At 72.3% G+C, this 16,484-nt stretch carries 14 protein-coding genes; 4 read left to right on the top strand and 10 right to left on the bottom strand.

All coding sequences use genetic code 11. The annotated features are described in order from the left end of the window. Positions 1 to 31: 31 nt before the first annotated feature. Positions 32 to 1,429 (bottom strand): histidine--tRNA ligase, encoded by a 1,398-nt coding sequence (gene hisS, locus ACFWGN_RS08270; protein ID WP_377616462.1) that lies wholly within the window; start codon positions 1,427 to 1,429, stop codon positions 32 to 34. A 44-nt stretch (positions 1,430 to 1,473) separates the two neighbouring features. Further along, positions 1,474 to 2,286, bottom strand: coding sequence for an MBL fold metallo-hydrolase (locus tag ACFWGN_RS08265; RefSeq protein ID WP_377616461.1), 813 nt, complete (start codon positions 2,284 to 2,286; stop codon positions 1,474 to 1,476). 189 nt (positions 2,287 to 2,475) lie between these two features. Here ACFWGN_RS08265 and ACFWGN_RS08260 point away from each other — a divergent pair, with 189 nt between their 5' ends. From ACFWGN_RS08260 to ligD, 4 genes are all read left to right on the top strand, one after another. Continuing rightward, on the top strand, positions 2,476 to 3,198 hold the full coding sequence (locus tag ACFWGN_RS08260) for a peptidylprolyl isomerase (protein ID WP_377616460.1): 723 nt from the start codon (positions 2,476 to 2,478) through the stop codon (positions 3,196 to 3,198). After that, the gene (locus ACFWGN_RS08255) at positions 3,195 to 4,928 is read left to right on the top strand and encodes a DUF349 domain-containing protein (protein ID WP_191802563.1); all 1,734 of its coding nucleotides are present in this window, start codon (positions 3,195 to 3,197) and stop codon (positions 4,926 to 4,928) included. Before ACFWGN_RS08260 ends, ACFWGN_RS08255 begins: the two co-directional genes overlap by 4 nt. 104 nt (positions 4,929 to 5,032) lie before the next feature. Next, on the top strand, positions 5,033 to 5,728 hold the full coding sequence (locus ACFWGN_RS08250; protein WP_377616459.1) for a hypothetical protein: 696 nt from the start codon (positions 5,033 to 5,035) through the stop codon (positions 5,726 to 5,728). 4 nt (positions 5,729 to 5,732) lie between these two features. After that, a complete protein-coding gene (gene ligD, locus ACFWGN_RS08245) occupies positions 5,733 to 6,824 on the top strand; it encodes a non-homologous end-joining DNA ligase (RefSeq protein ID WP_377616458.1) in 1,092 nt (363 codons plus the stop codon). Between the two features lie 87 nt (positions 6,825 to 6,911). Here the strand turns inward: ligD and ACFWGN_RS08240 are convergent, their stop codons facing one another. The 8 genes from ACFWGN_RS08240 to ruvA all read right to left on the bottom strand — a co-directional run bounded on the left by ACFWGN_RS08240 (position 6,912) and on the right by ruvA (position 16,422). After that, the gene (locus ACFWGN_RS08240) at positions 6,912 to 8,018 is read right to left on the bottom strand and encodes an ATP-dependent DNA ligase (RefSeq protein WP_377616457.1); all 1,107 of its coding nucleotides are present in this window, start codon (positions 8,016 to 8,018) and stop codon (positions 6,912 to 6,914) included. Between the two features lie 122 nt (positions 8,019 to 8,140). Further along, on the bottom strand, positions 8,141 to 10,456 hold the full coding sequence (locus tag ACFWGN_RS08235; RefSeq protein WP_191802571.1) for a bifunctional (p)ppGpp synthetase/guanosine-3',5'-bis(diphosphate) 3'-pyrophosphohydrolase: 2,316 nt from the start codon (positions 10,454 to 10,456) through the stop codon (positions 8,141 to 8,143). Positions 10,457 to 10,512: 56 nt separating this feature from the next. Next, on the bottom strand, positions 10,513 to 11,085 hold the full coding sequence (locus ACFWGN_RS08230) for an adenine phosphoribosyltransferase (protein ID WP_377616456.1): 573 nt from the start codon (positions 11,083 to 11,085) through the stop codon (positions 10,513 to 10,515). 6 nt (positions 11,086 to 11,091) lie between these two features. Then, positions 11,092 to 12,210 (bottom strand): protein translocase subunit SecF, encoded by a 1,119-nt coding sequence (gene secF, locus ACFWGN_RS08225; protein ID WP_377616455.1) that lies wholly within the window; start codon positions 12,208 to 12,210, stop codon positions 11,092 to 11,094. Beyond that, the gene (gene secD / locus ACFWGN_RS08220; RefSeq protein WP_377616454.1) at positions 12,210 to 14,012 is read right to left on the bottom strand and encodes a protein translocase subunit SecD; all 1,803 of its coding nucleotides are present in this window, start codon (positions 14,010 to 14,012) and stop codon (positions 12,210 to 12,212) included. The genes secF and secD overlap by 1 nt, the downstream gene beginning before the upstream one ends. An 85-nt stretch (positions 14,013 to 14,097) precedes the next feature. After that, positions 14,098 to 14,532 carry a preprotein translocase subunit YajC gene (gene yajC / locus ACFWGN_RS08215; RefSeq protein WP_377616453.1) on the bottom strand — a complete coding sequence of 145 codons (435 nt, stop codon included), beginning with the start codon at positions 14,530 to 14,532 and terminating at the stop codon, positions 14,098 to 14,100. A gap of 116 nt (positions 14,533 to 14,648) precedes the next feature. Further along, positions 14,649 to 15,722 carry a Holliday junction branch migration DNA helicase RuvB gene (ruvB, locus tag ACFWGN_RS08210; protein ID WP_377616535.1) on the bottom strand — a complete coding sequence of 358 codons (1,074 nt, stop codon included), beginning with the start codon at positions 15,720 to 15,722 and terminating at the stop codon, positions 14,649 to 14,651. Positions 15,723 to 15,774: 52 nt separating this feature from the next. Continuing rightward, positions 15,775 to 16,422, bottom strand: coding sequence for a Holliday junction branch migration protein RuvA (ruvA, locus tag ACFWGN_RS08205; RefSeq protein WP_191802582.1), 648 nt, complete (start codon positions 16,420 to 16,422; stop codon positions 15,775 to 15,777). Positions 16,423 to 16,484: the final 62 nt, after the last annotated feature.

The raw sequence follows: 16,484 nt of genomic DNA, 5'->3' as shown, positions 1-16,484 counted from the left end.
GTCCTCCCGGGTCAGCGCCCGGGCAGCGGGCTCACTCCCCCGCGGGCACGACCCGCGGCCACAGGTCCTCCTCGGACGGCGCCCACGTCGCCGGGTCCGCGGTGACCTGCTCGCCCGAGCGGATGTCCTTGACCTGGTGCGCGACGACCTCGCCGTCCGCACCGACCCCCGCGGGGAACCACACGAACGGGATGCCGCGACGGTCCGCGAACTTGATCTGCTTGCCGAACTTCGCCGCGCTCGGCGCGACCTCGACCGGGATGCCCCGCGAACGCAGCGCGACCGCGACCGCGTCCGACGCGGCACGCGTCTCCTCGCTCGTGACCGCGACCACGACCGCGCTCGGCACCGACCGCGTCGAGCGGACCAGGCCCGCGCTCAGCAGCCGCGAGACCAGCCGCGAGACGCCGATCGACAGCCCCACCCCCGGGTAGGTGTTCGCGCCGTCCGAGGCCAGGGTGTCGTAACGCCCGCCCGAGCAGATCGACCCGAGCTGCTCGTGCCCCACCAGGACCGTCTCGTAGACCGAGCCCGTGTAGTAGTCCAGGCCGCGCGCGATCTTGAGGTCCGCGACCACGACGCCCGGCGCCCGCACGGCTGCCGCGTCGATCAGCGCCGACAGCTCCACGAGGCCCTCCTCGAGCAGCTCCGAGGTCACGCCGTGCTCGCCCGCGAGCGCCCGCACCCGCTCGGCGACGCCGGCGTCCGAGCCGGAGATCGCCGCGAGCGCGAGGCACGCGTCCGCCTGCTCGGGCGTCGCGCCCGTCTCGGCGACCAGCAGCGCCCCGACCTTGTCCGGGCCGATCTTGTCGAGCTTGTCGATGCTGCGCAGCACGCCCTCGACGTCGTCCAGCCCCAGCCCGCGGTAGAAGCCCTCCGCGACCTTGCGGTTGTTCACCAGGATGCGGACCTCGGGCACGCCGATCGAGCGCAGCTCGCCCAGCGCCTCGGCCATGACCAGCGGCAGCTCGACCTCGAAGTGGTAGGGCAGCTCGCCCGCACCCACGACGTCGATGTCCGCCTGCACGAACTCACGGAAGCGCCCGTCCTGGGGACGCTCACCGCGCCACACCTTCTGGATCTGGTGACGCTTGAACGGGAACGCCAGGTGACCGGCGTTCTCCAGCACGTAGCGCGCGAACGGCACCGTCAGGTCGAAGTGCAGGCCGAGCTGCTTGTCGGCCTTGCCCGACCGCTCGTCCGCAGCCCCCTCCGCCGTCTCCTCCTGGAGGCGGCGCAGCACGTACACCTCCTTGGAGGTCTCGCCCTTGCGCAGCAGCTGGTCGAGGGGCTCGACGGCTCGCGTCTCGATCCCCGCGAAACCATGGAGCTCGAACGTGCGACGCAGCGTGTCGAGCACGTGCTGCTCCACGACGCGTCCAGCAGGGAGCCATTCGGGGAAACCGGAGAGAGGTGTAGGTCGGGCCATGGGACCCGATCTTTCCAGACTCCAGGACCGGACGAGCAATCCGCTCACAGACCCCGCAGGTACGGGTTGGTCCGGCGCTCGCGGCCGATCGTGGTCAGGGGCCCGTGGCCGGGCACCACCTGGAGGGAGTCGTCGAGGCGCCCGACGACGTCGCGCAGGGTTCGCTGCATCGTCTCGCCGTCCCCGCCGGGCAGGTCGGTGCGCCCCACCGACCCGGCGAACAGCACGTCCCCCGCGAGCACGACCCCGGCCTCGGCGCCGCTCGCGCTCACGCTCGCCGTGCCACCGTCGCCCCTCGAGTCAGGTCGGACCGCGACGGGCAGGTAGAGCGTCGAGCCCTGGGTGTGCCCAGGGGCGTGCAGGGCGTCGACCAGGACGCCGTCGAGGTCGAGCCGCTCGCGGGCCCCGGCTCCCGGCTCGCCGGCCGTACCGAAGGTCCGGACGTCGTCCGGGGCCCGGTAGTCCTCGAGCCGGGCGCCGCCCGCGGCGAGCGCCGCGGCCAGCGGGCCGGGCACGACCCGTCCGTCGCGTCCCGCGGGCGGGGCGCTCTCGATCGTGCCGAGGGGATCGGCGAGCCGGTAGGCGTCGTCGGCGTGGATCCAGAACGGGACACCGTAGAGCGAGCACAGCTCGGCCGCGTCCCAGGTGTGGTCGGCGTGCCCGTGCGTGGCCAGGACCGCACGGGGCGCGAGCCCTTGCTCGCGCACGAGCTCCACCACGCCCGGGACGACCCCGGCCCCTGCGTCGACGATCGCGCAGGGGCGCGCGGCGCCGTCGGGCAGCGTTCCCTCGGGGCCCGGCACGACGAGCGTGCAGTTGGTGCCGAACACGGGGGCCACCACGAGGAAGAGGTCCATGGGACGACAGTAACGACCCACGCAAAGAGGGCACCTGATACCGGACCGTGACCTGAAAGGCGACAAGACACGGCGCCAGAACGCTCCCGATGCCTAGACTGTCCTCTGAAACCGTGGATCACCCGTGCACAGAACGCGCCCTCGCGCCCGCACGCGGAGCGGCCCGTGACGTGAGACGAAGGAGTTGGGGTGACGACGAGCAAGCGCGAACGTGAGCGTGCCCGCCGCCGCGAGGAGAAGTGGACCGAGCGTCAGGCGCAGGCCCGCGCCCGCAAGCAGCGGACGTGGACCATCGTCGGCGCGGTCGCCGCGCTCGCCGTCGTGGGTGGTGTCGTCGTGCTGGCTCTCTCCGCGAACTCGGACGCCGACGCAGCCACGGCCGCCAAGACGTTCACCCTCCCGCCGCCCTCCGCCGCCGAGGACCGCGAGTGGACGGGCGAGCTGCGCACGAGCGCGGGCGACATCGAGTTCACGCTCGACGGGCAGGCCGCCCCTCAGACCGTCGCGAGCTTCGTCTCGCTCGCCGAGGGCGGGTTCTTCGACGGCACCGACTGCCACCGCCTGACGACCTCCGGGCTCTACGTCCTGCAGTGCGGCGACCCGACGGGCACGGGAACCGGGGGCCCGGGCTACACGTTCGGACCCGTCGAGAACGCGCCCGAGGACGGGTTCTTCCCCGCCGGCACCATCGGCATGGCACGTGCCCAGGCCACGGACTCCCACGGCAGCCAGTTCTTCCTCGTCTACGAGGACACCACCTTGCCGACCGACACCGGTGGGTACACAGTTTTCGGCAAGATCACATCCGGCTTGGACGTCGTCCGAGCAGTCGCTGACGCGGGGACAGCGGACGGGGCCCCTGACGGCTCCCCCGCGACCCCGGTCACCATCGAAGGAGTTGAGACCCAGTGAGCGAGAGCACCGAGAACCACGCGAACTCTCCGGCGCAGGCATCCGAGGAGGCCACCGCTACGGAGCAGGTCGAGGTGCCGGCGGTCGCTGAACCGGCCGAGGGCGCCGAGGCACCCGCTGCCACGGAAGCCGTCGAGACCGACGCCCCCGCGGCAGCAGCCGACGAGGCCACCTCCGTCGAGGAAGCCGCGCCCGCCGCGGACGAGGCTCCTGCCGAAGCCCCGGCCGAGGTCACCGAGACCGCCCCCGCGACGGACGCTGCTGAGGCGGCTCCTGAGGCCGCACCGGCCCCCGCGGCGGACGCACCGGAGGCACCTGCGGCCCCGGCTCCCAAGCCCAGCCCCGCGCCCAAGCCGAGCGCCGTCCCGGTGCCCCGGCCCCCGCGCCCGGGTGCACCGGCTGCAGCGGCCCCGGCCGCCGCGTCGATCGCCCCGGCGGCTGCCGCGGCGGTCATCCCCGACGACAGCGCCGCCGCGAAGGCCGCGGCCGGGTTCGGCCGGGTCGACGAGGAGGGCACGGTCTACGTGACCGAGGCCGCGGGCGAGCGCAGCGTCGGGCAGTTCCCCGGGGTCTCCCCCGAGGAGGCGCTCGCGCTCTACGTGCGCCGCTTCCTGGACCTTCAGGCCAAGGTCGCGCTCTTCGAGGCCCGCCTGACCGGTACGGACCTGTCCGTCAAGGAGATCGACTCGACCCTCGCCAAGCTCGGCGAGGAGACCGCCGAGCCCTCGGCCGTCGGCGACCTGGACGGCCTGCGCGCGCACGTCGAGTCGCTGCGCACCGTCGCGGCAGCCCGCCGCGCCGAGCTCGAGGCCGAGCGCAACGCCGCCAAGGAAGCGGCGCTCGCCGCCCGTACCGAGATCATCGAGGCAGCGGAGAAGATCGCCTCGACGGACCCGGCACGCATCCAGTGGCGTCCCGCGGGCGAGGAGCTGCGCAAGCTGCTCGACCAGTGGAAGGACGCCCAGCGCAACGGGCCGAGGATCGACCGTGCGAGCGAGGAGGCGCTCTGGAAGCGCTTCAGCCACGCCCGCACGGCCTTCGACCGCGAGCGTCGGCACTACTTCGCCGAGCTCGAGCAGCGCAACTCCTCCGCGAAGGAGGTCAAGGAGAAGCTCGTGCAGCGGGCCGAGGCCCTGCAGAACAGCACGGACTGGGGCGCCACGGCCGGCGCCTTCCGCGACCTCATGACCGAGTGGAAGGCCGCCGGGCGCGCCAACCGCCGCGACGACGACGCCCTGTGGGCCCGCTTCCGTGCGGCGCAGGACGCGTTCTTCGAGGCCCGTGACGCGCTCAACGCCGCCACGGACGCCGAGTACGCCGAGAACCTGGTCGTCAAGGAGGCCCTGCTGGAGCAGGCTGAGAAGCTCGTCCCCGTGACGGACCTCGCGCAGGCCAAGACGGCCCTGCGGGACATCCAGGAGAAGTGGGAGGACGCCGGCAAGGTTCCTCGCGCCGACATCCAGCGCGTCGAGGCCCGCCTGCGCGCCGTCGAGACCGCGGTCCGTGACGCCGAGCAGTCCCAGTGGTCGCGCTCCAACCCCGAGACGCGTGCGCGCGCCGAGGGTGCGGCGGCCCAGCTCGAGTCCGCGATCGCGGGCCTCGAGGAGGACCTGGCGGCTGCGACCGCCAAGGGCGACAAGCGCAAGATCGCCGAGATCGAGTCGTCGATCGCGGCACGCCGCGCCTGGCTCGAGCAGGTCGTGAAGGCCGCCGAGGACTCTCGCGGCTGACCCTGCACCACCTGAGGGGCCGGGTGGGCCTGTGGACGACGAGAGTTTCCACAGGCCCACCCGGGCCCCTCGCGCATGTCCGGACGGGCCGCCAGGCTGAACCCATGGCCGCCGCCACCGCTCCCCCCGCGCCCTCCCCACCGGAGGCCGTCCTCGCGGACGCCCCTTCCACGGGCCTGTGCCTCCCTGCGGACCTCGCGATGGCCGCCCGTGTCGCGCCCGCCCCCGAGCTCGTGCGGCCCGCGCACGTCGGCGGGGCCGTCGCGTTCGCGGACCTGGTCCGCTCGGGAGCACTGGTCCGGGTCCGGGGAGACGTCGCCGTACGCCCGACGACGCCGCTCACCCCCGCGGTCCGTGCCGCCTCCCTGGGGCACCTCGTCCCCGAGCGGACCGTGATCGGCGGCCTGAGCGCCGCGTGGGTGCACTGCGGGACACCGGTCCCGCCGACCGTCGAGGTGATCCACCCGCTCGGCGTCCACCGCCCGCCGCCGCTGTCCGGGCGCGCGCCACGCCAGAGCGCTCTCCTGCACAGCGAGACCGCGCTGCTCGGGGGCGTGCTGGTGACGACCGTCGAACGCACGGCACTGGACCTCGCGTGCCTGCACGACCAACGGTCCAGCACCCCGGTCCTGCACGCGCTCGCCACGCGGTGCGGGCTCGACGTCGACGCGGTGCTGCACGCGCTCGACCTGCGGTCGCGGCGCACCGGCAGGCCCAGGGCCCAGCGGGTCCTGGGCCTGCTCGCCGAACGGCTGCGGGAGGCGTCGGCAGGCGACGGGCCCGGCCCCCGTCTACCGTGAGCAGATGCCTCGTTCCACGACCCCGGCGGTCGAGCTCGACGTCGACGGACGCACCGTGCGCGTCACGAGCCCTGACCGTGTCGTCTTCCCCGGCCGCGGGCTGACCAAGCTCGACGTCGTCACGTACTTCCGGTCGGTCGGCCCCGGGATCCTCGCGGCCCTGCGAGAGCGCCCCACGACCCTCGAACGCTGGCCCAAGGGTGTGTTCGAGGGCGCCCGGCTCAGCACCCGCACCGACAGCAGCGGCGACGCGTTCTTCCAGAAGCGCTTGCCGCAGGGCGCGCCGGACTACGTCGAGACGGCCCGGATCGCGTTCCCCAGCGGCCGCACGGCCGACGAGGTGCGCCCCACCGAGCTCGCGGTGGTTCTCTGGGCCGCGAACCTCGGCACCCTCACGTTCCACCCGTGGCCCGTCACGGGCGCCGACGTCGAGGCTCCCGACCAGCTCCGCATCGACCTCGACCCCCAACCCGGCACCGACTACTCGGACGCAGCGCGGGTGGCCCCGCACCTGCGTGAGGTGCTCGCCGAGCTGGGGCTCGAGGGGTTCCCCAAGACGTCGGGCGGGCGCGGCCTGCACGTGTTCGTCCCCATCACGCCGGACTGGGGCTTCGTCGAGGCGCGCCGGGCGACGATCGCGATCGGTCGCGAGCTCGAGCGCCGCCTGCCGGACCAGGTCACCACGAGGTGGTGGAAGGAGGAGCGGGGCGAGAAGATCTTCGTCGACTACAACCAGATGGCCCGCGACCGCACCATCGCCTCGGCCTACTCGATCCGGGCCAACGCCCGCGCCACGGTCTCGGCGCCCCTGCACTGGGAGGAGGTGCCCGACGTCGGGCCCGACGACTTCGACGTCCTGACCATGCCGGCGCGCTTCGCCGAGGTCGGCGACCTGCACGCGCGCCTCGACGCGACGAGCCCCGGTGAGCGGTACTCGCTCGAGGCCGCGCTCGAGTTCGCGGCACGCGACGAGCGCGACCACGGTCTGGGCGACCTGCCCTATCCCCCCGAGCACCCCAAGATGGCGGGCGAACCCAAGCGGGTCCAGCCCAGCAAGGACGCCTCACGGCACCACGAGGACGGCGCGGGCACCTAGCCCGCCCGGTCGGCGCGCACGTGCGGTCTCCGCGGCCCCCGCGGGGCCCGCGGCTCCCTGCCGCTCGGGAGGTGTCCTGGACCGCCCTCAGGCCACCCCGGGCGCCCCCGGCAGCAGCTCGTCGAGCCGGTAGCTCACGGGCTCCTCGAGCTGCTCGTACGTGCACGACCCGGGCTCCCGGTCGGTGCGCCAGCGACGGAACTGGACCGTGTGCCGGAACCGTGACCCCTCCATGTGGTCGTAGGCCACCTCGAGGACCTTCTCGACGCGCAGGGGCACGAACGACAGGTCCTTGGTGCCGCTCCACCGCGATTGCGCGCCGGGCATGCGTCCGGACCCGGGGCTCTCCCAGCCCGCCCAGGGATGCTCGGCGGCCTCGGGGCTCCCGGGGTCCAGCACGAGCGGTGCGAGCTCGGCGACGAGCTCGGCCCGGCGGGCCGTGGGGAACGACGCCGCCACACCGACGAACTGCAGGTCCCCCGCGTCGTCGTGCAGGCCCAGCAACAAGGAGCCCACGAGCGGGTTCTCAGGCGTCGAGGTCTTGTGCAGCCGGTACCCCGCGAGCACCACGTCGGCCGTGCGCTCGTGCTTGACCTTGAGCATGACCCGCTTGTTGGGCTGGTACGGCGCTGCGAGCGGCTTGGCGACGACCCCGTCGAGGCCGGCGCCCTCGAACACCGCGAACCAGTCCTGGGCCACGGCGCGGTCCGTCGTGCGAGGGGTCAGGTGCACGTCCGGTCCGTCGAGGCCCAGGCCCGCGAGGAGCTCCTGGCGGCGGCTCAGCGGTTCGTGCGTGACGTCGTCGTCCCCCAGCGCCAGCAGGTCGAACACCACGAGGCTCGCCGGCGTCTCGGCAGCCAGCCGGGCGACCCGCGAGGCCGCGGGGTGGATGCGCTGCTGGAGGGCCTCGAAGTCGAGCCGGCCCCCCTGGGCGAGCACGATCTCGCCGTCGACCACGCACCGCTCGGGCAACGCGTCGAGGACGGCGGCCACGACGTCCGGGAAGTAGCGCTCCATGGGCTTGGCGCTGCGGCTGTCGAGGCGCACCTCGTCGCCGTCGCGGTAGACGATCGCGCGGAAGCCGTCCCACTTGGGCTCGAACACGAGCCCACCCTCGACCGCGCCCGGGTCGGGGACTCCCGAGACCGACTTCGCGAGCATGGGCAGCGTGGGCGGGAGCACGGGCAGGTCCATCCCCCGATGCTGCCACCGGGGGCGCCGCACCACCCGTCGAGCGGGCCGCCCGTCCGGACGACGAAACGCCCCACGTGCGCGACGGCGTCGGGCGCGTGGGGCGTTCGGACGAACCCCGAGGGTCAGGCCGGGAGCTGAGGCTGCTCGGCCGCCTTGGAGCCCGTGATGCGGTAGACGTCGAACACGCCGTCGATCTTGCGGACCGCGGACAGGACCGTGGCCAGGTGCCCGGGCTCTGCCATCTCGAACACGAACCGGGACATCGCGACCCGGTCGTTCGACGTCGAGACCGTCGCGGACAGGATGTTGACGTGGTGGTCCGACAGGACGCGGGTCACGTCCGAGAGCAGCCGCGAGCGGTCCAGGGCCTCGACCTGGATCTGGACCAGGAACAGGGCGTTGCTGCCCGTGGTCCAGTCGACCTCGACGATGCGCTCGGGCTGGTTGCGCAGCCCCACGACGTTCGCGCAGTCCGCGCGGTGGACGCTGACGCCCTGGCCGCGCGTGATGAAGCCGATGATCTCGTCACCGGGCACCGGGGTGCAGCACTTGGCGAGCTTGACCCAGATGTCGTCCACGCCCTTGACGACCACGCCCGGGTCGCCCGTACGGGGGCGACGCGACGTGTGCCCCGGACGCGCGGCCTCGGCGAGGTCCTCGGACGCGCCGTCCTCCCCGCCCATCGCGTGCACGAGCTTCTGCACGACGCTCGCGGCCGACACCTGTCCCTCGCCGATCGCGGCGTAGAGGGCCGAGACGTCGGGGTAGCGCATCTCGTTGGCGAGCGCGACGAGCGACTCGTGGCTGAGCAGGCGCTGGATGGGCAGGTTCTGCTTGCGCATCGCCTTGGCGATCGCGGTCTTGCCGTGCTCGACGGCCTCCTCGCGACGCTCCTTGGAGAACCACTGGCGGATCTTGTTGCGCGCCCGCGGGCTGTTGACGAACGCGAGCCAGTCGCGGCTGGGCCCGGCGGTCTCCGACTTGGACGTCAGGACGTCGACGACGTCCCCGTTCTCGAGCTTCGAGTCGAGCGGCACCAGGCGCCCGTTGACGCGGGCCCCCATGGTGCGGTGGCCGACCTCGGTGTGCACGGCGTAGGAGAAGTCGACCGGGGTCGAGCCTGCGGGCAGCGCGATGACGTCGCCCTTGGGCGTGAAGACGTAGACCTCCGCGCCGCCGATCTCGAAGCGCAGCGAGTCCAGGAACTCCGAGGGATCCGCGGTCTCGCGCTGCCAGTCCACGAGCTGGCGCAGCCAGGCCATGTCGTTCTGCACGGGCTCGGGCGCCCCGCTGGCCTTGGCGATCTCCTTGTACTTCCAGTGCGCCGCGACGCCGTACTCCGCGCGCCGGTGCATGTCGTGCGTGCGGATCTGGATCTCGACGGGCTTGCCGCCCGGTCCGATCACCGTGGTGTGCAGCGACTGGTACATGTTGAACTTGGGCATCGCGATGTAGTCCTTGAACCGGCCCGGCACAGGGTTCCATCGCGCGTGCAGCGCACCGAGCGCCGCGTAGCAGTCGCGCACGGTGTCCACCAGGACACGTGCGCCGACCAGGTCGTAGATCTCCGCGAAGTCGTGACCGCGCACGATCATCTTCTGGTAGATCGAGTAGTAGTGCTTGGGGCGACCGGTCACGGTCGCCTTGATCTTGGCGGTGCGCAGGTCGGCCGTGACCTGCTCGCGGACCACCGCGAGGTACTCCTCGCGGGCCGGCGCGCGCTCGGCGACCAGGTGGACGATCTCCTCGTACACCTTGGGGTAGAGGGTCGCGAACGACAGGTCCTCGAGCTCCCACTTGATGGTGTTCATGCCCAGGCGGTGGGCCAGGGGTGCATAGATCTCGAGGGTCTCGCGCGCCTTGCGCTCGGCCGAGGAGGACGGCACGAACTTCCAGGTGCGGGCGTTGTGCAGGCGGTCGGCGAGCTTGATGACCAGGACGCGGATGTCCCGGGCCATGGCCACGACCATCTTGCGCACGGTCTCGGCCTGGGCCGCGTCCCCGTAGGTCACCTTGTCGAGCTTGGTGACGCCGTCGACGAGCATCGCGATCTCTTCGCCGTACTCCTCGGTGAGACGCTCGAGCGAGTACTCGGTGTCCTCGACCGTGTCGTGGAGCAGCGCGGCGGCCAGCGTCGCGCCGTCGAAGCCGAGGTCCGCGAGGATCGTGGCGACAGCGACCGGGTGGGTGATGTACGGGTCGCCGCTCTTGCGCATCTGGCCACGGTGGGCCTTCTCCGCCGTCACGTAGGCCCGCTCGATCACCGAGAGGTCGGACTTGGGGTGGTTGGTTCGTACCGCCTGCAGGACCGGTTCGAGGGCGGGCGTGCCGCCCTGGCTCCCCCGGACACCGAACCGCACGAGGCGCGAGCGTACGCGCGCCGCCGAGGACGGCCCGCTCTCACCGGACGATCGACCTGTCCGTGTCTCTTCGCTCATGCGTGCCTCCTCTCCCTGGTCGCCGGAGAATCTCGACGTCCGTCGGAGTGGCAATCCTACGACTCCACGCGCAGGAGCGTGTCGACCTGGTGGCCCGCGAGCCGTGAGCGCCCGCCGAGACCGTCGAGCTCCAGGAGGAACGCGACCCCCACGACGACGCCCCCGCAGCGTTCGACGAGCTCGACCCCCGCGGCGGCGGTGCCGCCCGTGGCCAGGACGTCGTCGACGATCAGGACGCGTGCGCCCTGCGGGAGAGTACCCGTGCGCAGCTCGATCGAGGCCGTGCCGTACTCGAGGTCGTAGGTCACGGTCTCGGTGGGCGGCGGGAGCTTGCCGGCCTTGCGCAGCGGCAGGAAGCCGACGCCGAGGCGTGTGGCGAGCGGTGCGCCGATCAGGAAGCCGCGGGCCTCGAGACCGGCGACGAGGTCGACGCCCCCCGCGGCGAATGCCGCGAGGGAGTCGACCACGTCGCCCAGCGCCCTGCCGTCGGCGAGCAGACCGGTGATGTCACGGAACGTGACGCCGGGTTGGGGGTAGTCCGGGACGTCGCGGATGAGTCCGAGGACCTCGGCCGCGCGCTCGGACCCCAGGCCCGTCAGTCCGACGGGCAGGATGCTGCTGGTGCTCATGAGAGGTCAGTGCCCCCGCTTGCGTCGCGGCTGCGCCTTGACGCCCTGGTGCGATCCCGGCTGGAGCTGGCCCGTGGCCTGGACCCCTGCCGCGGCGAGCTGGGCGTCGCGCGAGGCGCCGCCCGTGCCCTCGGCAGCCTCGGCGACGAGTGCTGCGCGCTTGTCCAGGACCTTCTGGGTGTGCTCCTTGATGGCGGTCTCGCGCTCGCGCAGCGTGACCTCCAGGGGCGTGGCCAGGAAGATCGAGGAGTAGGCGCCCACGGCCATGCCGACGAACAGCGCGAGCGCGATGTCGCGCAGCGTGCCGGCCCCGAGCAGGAACGCGCCGATGAACAGGATGGCGCTGACGGGCAGCAGCGCGACGACCGAGGTGTTGATCGACCGGACGAGCGTCTGGTTGACCGCGAGGTTGGCGCGCTCGGCGTAGGTGCTGCGGGTCTGGTCGAGGATGCCGCTCGTGTTCTCGCGGACCTTGTCGAAGACCACCACGGTGTCGTAGATCGAGTACCCGAGGATGGTCAGGAAGCCGATCACGGTCGCCGGGGTGACCTCCCAGCCGATCGCCGCGTAGATCCCGACCGTGATGATGAGGTCGTGGAAGAGCGCGATGAGCGCGGCCGCGGCCATGCGCCAGTTGCGGAAGTAGATCGTCATGACGACGCCCACGAGCCCGAGGAAGACGATCAGGCCCGTGATGGCCTTCTGCGAGACGTCCTTGCCCCAGCTGGGGCCGATGAACGCGGTCGTGACGTCGTTCTCGGTCACGTCGTAGGCGCCCGCGAGCGCGTCGCGGACCTCGGTGACCTCGTCGGCCGTCAGACGGTCGGTCTGGACGCGGATGGCGCTGCCGCCGACGGTCGTGACGCGCGGCACCTCGTCAGGGGCGACCTCGGCCACGGCGTCGATCGCGGGCTGCTGGCTCGTGTCGCTGACGTTCGAGACGACGAACTCCGAGCCGCCGCGGAAGTCGATGCCGAGGTTGAAGCCCTTGGTGAGCAGGACCCCGAACGACAGGAGCACCATGACGATCGCGACGATGTAGAAGCGGCGGCGGTTGCCGACGATCTGGTAGGACTTGCGCCCCGTGTAGAGGTCGTTGCCCCACTGGGCGAATCCCTGCGCCATCAGAGGTTCTCCTCGTTCTTGTCGCCCTCGGTCGAGGAGTCGGTGGTGGTGGCGTCGGACTCTGCCGCACGTCGTGCGGCGGCGCGGCGCTCGGCGATCGTCTGCCGGGTGCCCTCGCCCGCGGCGGCTGTGCCGACGCTCGCGCCGACCTTCTCGCGCGTGGGGCTGCCGAAGGGTTCGTCGCTCGAGGCGTCGGCCGCGACCGGCGCGTCCTGGGTGTCCGCAGCACCCGCTCGGGCGACCCGTCCACGCCCGGCGTAGCGGGGGTTCGCGCCGAGACGGCGCGGGTCGAGGCCCGAGGCAGGGTGCCCGTTCGCGAAGAACTTCGTCCGTGCGAGCAGCTGCATGACCGGGTGCGTGAACATGAAGACGACGATCAGGTCGATCAGCGTCGTCAGACCCAGCGTGAACGCGAAGCCGCGCACGCCGCCCACGGCGAGGAAGTACAGCACGACGGCGGCGAGGAAGTTGACCGCGTCCGAGGCCAGGATGGTGCGCCGTGCGCGGTCCCAGCCCTTCTCGACGGCCGAGTTCAGGGTGCGCCCGTCGCGCAGCTCGTCGCGGATGCGTTCGAAGTACACGATGAACGAGTCCGCGGTGATACCGATCGCGACGATGATGCCCGCGACACCGGGCAGCGACAGGCGGTACCCGATGGTCCAGGAAAGCAGCAGGATCACCCCGAAGGTGAGCACGGCCGCGATGCCGAGCGAGGCCACCGTGACCAGGCCGAGGGCCCGGTACTGGAAGAGCGAGTAGATGACGACCAGCAGCAGGCCGATCGCGCCCGCGATGAGGCCCTTCTCGAGCTGCTCGCTGCCGAGCGTCGCGGAGATCTGCTGCTCGCTCTGGACCTCGAAGGTCAGCGGGAGCGAACCGAAGTTGAGCTGGTTGGCCAGCAGCGCGGCGCTCTCACGGGTGAAGTTGCCGGAGATCTCGGCCTTGCCGTCCTGGATCGCGACGTTGGCCGTCGGGGCGGAGATGACGAGCCCGTCCAGGACCATGGCGAACGCGTTCTGCGGGGCGGGCAGCGCGACCAGGCGCGTGGTCGTGTCACGGAAGGCCTTGGTGCCCTCGGCGTTGAACTCGATGTTGACGACCCACTGGCCGGTGCTGACGCCCTGGGCCGTGGTGCCGAGGCCCGAGCTCGCGTTGGCGATCTCGGTGCCCTCGATCTCGACCGGGCCCAGAATGTACTTGACCGTGCCGTCGTCGGCGCACGTGACGAGCGGTGCGTCGGCGTCGTCGGTGTTGCCACCGGTCAGGTTCTTGGGGTCGGTGCAGTCGAGCGCGTCGAACTGGGCCTGGATCTCCGGGGTGATCTGCGCCAGGTCGCTGGGGCTCGTGGGGGTCACGGGCGCCGTGGGCTCGGTGGGCTCCTCGGCAGGCGTCTCGGAGGCCACCGGGGTGGGTGCTCCGTACGTCAGGACCGGGCGGAACCGCATCTGCGCGGACTTGCGCACGAGGTCGAGCGTCTCGTCGCTCGGGGTGCCGGGCAGCCCGACGACGATGTTCTTGCCCTGGCTGGTGATCTCGGCCTCGGTGACTCCCGAGGAGTCGACACGCTGGCGGATCACGTTGATCGCCTGCTGAATCGTCTCGTCGGTGACCTGGCCCTCGGAGGCGATCGGCGTCAGGATGATCTGCGTGCCGCCCTCCAGGTCGAGGGCGAGTCCGGGCGTGGTGCTCGCGTCCGACCACTTGGTGCCGGCGAAGATCGACGCGAACAACGCGACGATCAGTAGCGCGAGGATCACCAGGGTGCGTACGGGCCTGGCGCGTCGTGTGTTGGAGGTGGCCAACTATCCGTCTCTTCTCGTGCGCGCGACATCGAGCGTGCGATGACGCGGATCGACGTCGCGCCCCGGGATCGGGGCGCGACGTGTGTCACTTGCTGTCGGTGCCGTCGTCCCGCTTGTCCCCCGGCTTGTCCGTCAGTCCGGACAGGTCGTCCGGGACCTCGAGCACGTCGTCCACCGACGAGGTCCGGTCGGAGTCCCCCACGACCAGGCCGTTCTCGTCGGATTCGTCGTCCTCGTCGTCGCCGTCCTCTTCCTCGACGGGCGGCTCGACGAGCTTGGCGATCGCTGCCCGCAGCCAGCGGGACTGGTTACCGGGGGTGGACTCGATCGTGATGATGTCCTTCTCCTCGTCGACCGCGACGATGGTGCCGAACAGGCCCGAACCGGTCATGACCTCCTGGCCGGGGGCCAGGTTGGTCCGGAAGGCTGCTGCTTCCTTCTGGGCCTTGCGCGACCGGCTGGTCATGAGGAACATCGCGCCTGCTGCGAGGGCGAGGATGAGGATGAGACTGAAGTCCATGACGGGGTAACCGATTCCTGTTCTGTGCTGGGATCTGCGCGGCAGTCTAGGCGCACGCGTACGGATCACCAACGAACCGTACGACCGTGGAGTTCCGCCGTTCAGACTCCCCCAGTCTAGGCCCCGGTGTCGAACAGGGTTCGCCCCGTCCGTCCGGAGCCGTTCCGTCCCCCCGTCGGGCTGCCCGGTCCGCGGGGCGCGAGGGGGTCGGGGGGCGTGAGACCGAGGTGTGCCCAGGCGGCCGCGGTCGCGACCCGTCCGCGCGGGGTGCGCCCGATCAGCCCTTCGCGCACGAGGAAGGGCTCGACCACGGTCTCCACGGTCTCCGCCTCCTCGCCCACGGTCACGGCCAGGGTGCTCAGGCCCACGGGCCCCCCGTTGAAGCGTGTGCACAGCGCGCCGAGCACGGCCCGGTCGAGGCGGTCCATGCCGAGCTCGTCGACCTCGTAGACCTCGAGCGCCGAGCGTGCGGCCCGCAGGTCCAGCGAGCCGTCGCCGCGGACCTGGGCCCAGTCGCGCACACGGCGCAGCAGGCGGTTGGCGATGCGGGGCGTGCCGCGCGAGCGGCCGGCGATCTCGTGGGCCGCGTCGGCGTCGAGCCGGACGCCGAGCAGGCCCGCCGAGCGGACCAGGACGCGCTGGAGCTCGTCGGGCGAGTAGAAGTCGAGGTGCCCGGTGAACCCGAACCGGTCGCGCAGCGGCGCGGGCAGCAGCCCGGCGCGCGTGGTGGCCCCCACGACCGTGAACGGCGGCAGGGACAGCGGGATCGCGCTGGCACCGGCGCCCTTGCCCACGACCACGTCGACCCGGAAGTCCTCCATGGCGACGTAGAGCAGCTCCTCGGCGGGGCGCGCGAGCCGGTGGATCTCGTCGATGAACAGCACCTCGCCCTCCTCGAGGGAGGACAGGACCGCGGCGAGGTCGCCCGCGTGCTGGATCGCCGGGCCCGACGTCACGCGCAACGACGCGCCGAGCTCGGCCGCGATGATCATGGCGAGGGTCGTCTTGCCGAGCCCGGGAGGCCCCGAGAGCAGGACGTGGTCGGGCGTCGCGCCGCGGGCGAGCGCGGCCTGCAGGACCAGGGAGAGCTGGTCGCGCACGACGAGCTGACCGACGAACTCCTCGAGCCGCCGGGGGCGCAGCGCGGCCTCGGCCGCACGCTCGAGCTCGTCCGCGGCCGGCGTCACGATCCGCTCGGACGTGAACGGTTCCTCGCCCTCGGCGTACCCGACGCGGTCGAAGTCACCCACGGGGACCGCCCAGCACGCGCAGCGAGGCGCGCAGGGCGCCCGCGATCTCGTCGGGGGCGACCACGTCGACGCCGGCCTGGGCGAGGACCGTGGCGAGCGCGTCCTCGGCGGCCTTGGGGTTCCAGCCGAGCCCCACGAGCGCCTGGACGACCTGGTCGCGCTGGTCGTCGACCACGCCTGCGCCCGTGCCCGCCGCGTCGTCGCCGCTACCGTCCGCGGCGCCCGTGGGTGCCCCGAGCCGGTCGCCGAGCTCGAGCGCGATGCGCTGGGCGCCCTTGCGCCCGATACCGGGCACGCGCATGAGCGCGGCGATGTCCTCGGAAGCCACGGCGCGGCGCAGCGCGTCGGGCGTGTGGACCGCGAGCATCGCCAGGGCCAGTCGCGGCCCGACGCCGCTGACGGTCTGCACGGCCTCGAAGACCGTGCGCTCGTCGTCGTCGGCGAACCCGAACAGGGTGAACGAGTCCTCGCGCACGACCATGCTCGTGGACAGGCGGGCGGGTTCGCCCACGCGCAGCGTGGACAGCGTCGCGGGGGTCGCGTGCACGAGGTACCCCACGGCTCCCCCGGCGCCGCCCACCTCGATGACAGCGCGGTCCAGGCGGACGTTCGCCACCGTTCCCGACAGCGAAGCGATCACTGTGCCTCCATGCATCCTCGCGGGTCCCGGCCGCGTGCGACCGACCCCGAACACCTGTACGA

This window comes from Oerskovia sp. NPDC060338, assembly GCF_042726295.1.
Taxonomy (GTDB): domain Bacteria; phylum Actinomycetota; class Actinomycetes; order Actinomycetales; family Cellulomonadaceae; genus Oerskovia; species Oerskovia merdavium.
The sequence above is the reverse complement of the archived record's forward strand: the minus strand, read 5'-3'. Positions and strand labels throughout refer to the sequence as shown.

Coding starts and splice junctions, on each gene's coding strand:
- ACFWGN_RS08240 (WP_377616457.1), bottom strand. CDS start 8,018: ATGGACCTGCCCGTGCTCCCGCCCACGCTGCCCATGCTCGCGAAGTCG.
- ACFWGN_RS08230 (WP_377616456.1), bottom strand. CDS start 11,085: ATGAGCACCAGCAGCATCCTGCCCGTCGGACTGACGGGCCTGGGGTCC.
- hisS (WP_377616462.1), bottom strand. CDS start 1,429: ATGGCCCGACCTACACCTCTCTCCGGTTTCCCCGAATGGCTCCCTGCT.
- ligD (WP_377616458.1), top strand. CDS start 5,733: ATGCCTCGTTCCACGACCCCGGCGGTCGAGCTCGACGTCGACGGACGC.
- ACFWGN_RS08265 (WP_377616461.1), bottom strand. CDS start 2,286: ATGGACCTCTTCCTCGTGGTGGCCCCCGTGTTCGGCACCAACTGCACG.
- secF (WP_377616455.1), bottom strand. CDS start 12,210: ATGGCGCAGGGATTCGCCCAGTGGGGCAACGACCTCTACACGGGGCGC.
- yajC (WP_377616453.1), bottom strand. CDS start 14,532: ATGGACTTCAGTCTCATCCTCATCCTCGCCCTCGCAGCAGGCGCGATG.
- ACFWGN_RS08235 (WP_191802571.1), bottom strand. CDS start 10,456: ATGAGCGAAGAGACACGGACAGGTCGATCGTCCGGTGAGAGCGGGCCG.
- ACFWGN_RS08250 (WP_377616459.1), top strand. CDS start 5,033: ATGGCCGCCGCCACCGCTCCCCCCGCGCCCTCCCCACCGGAGGCCGTC.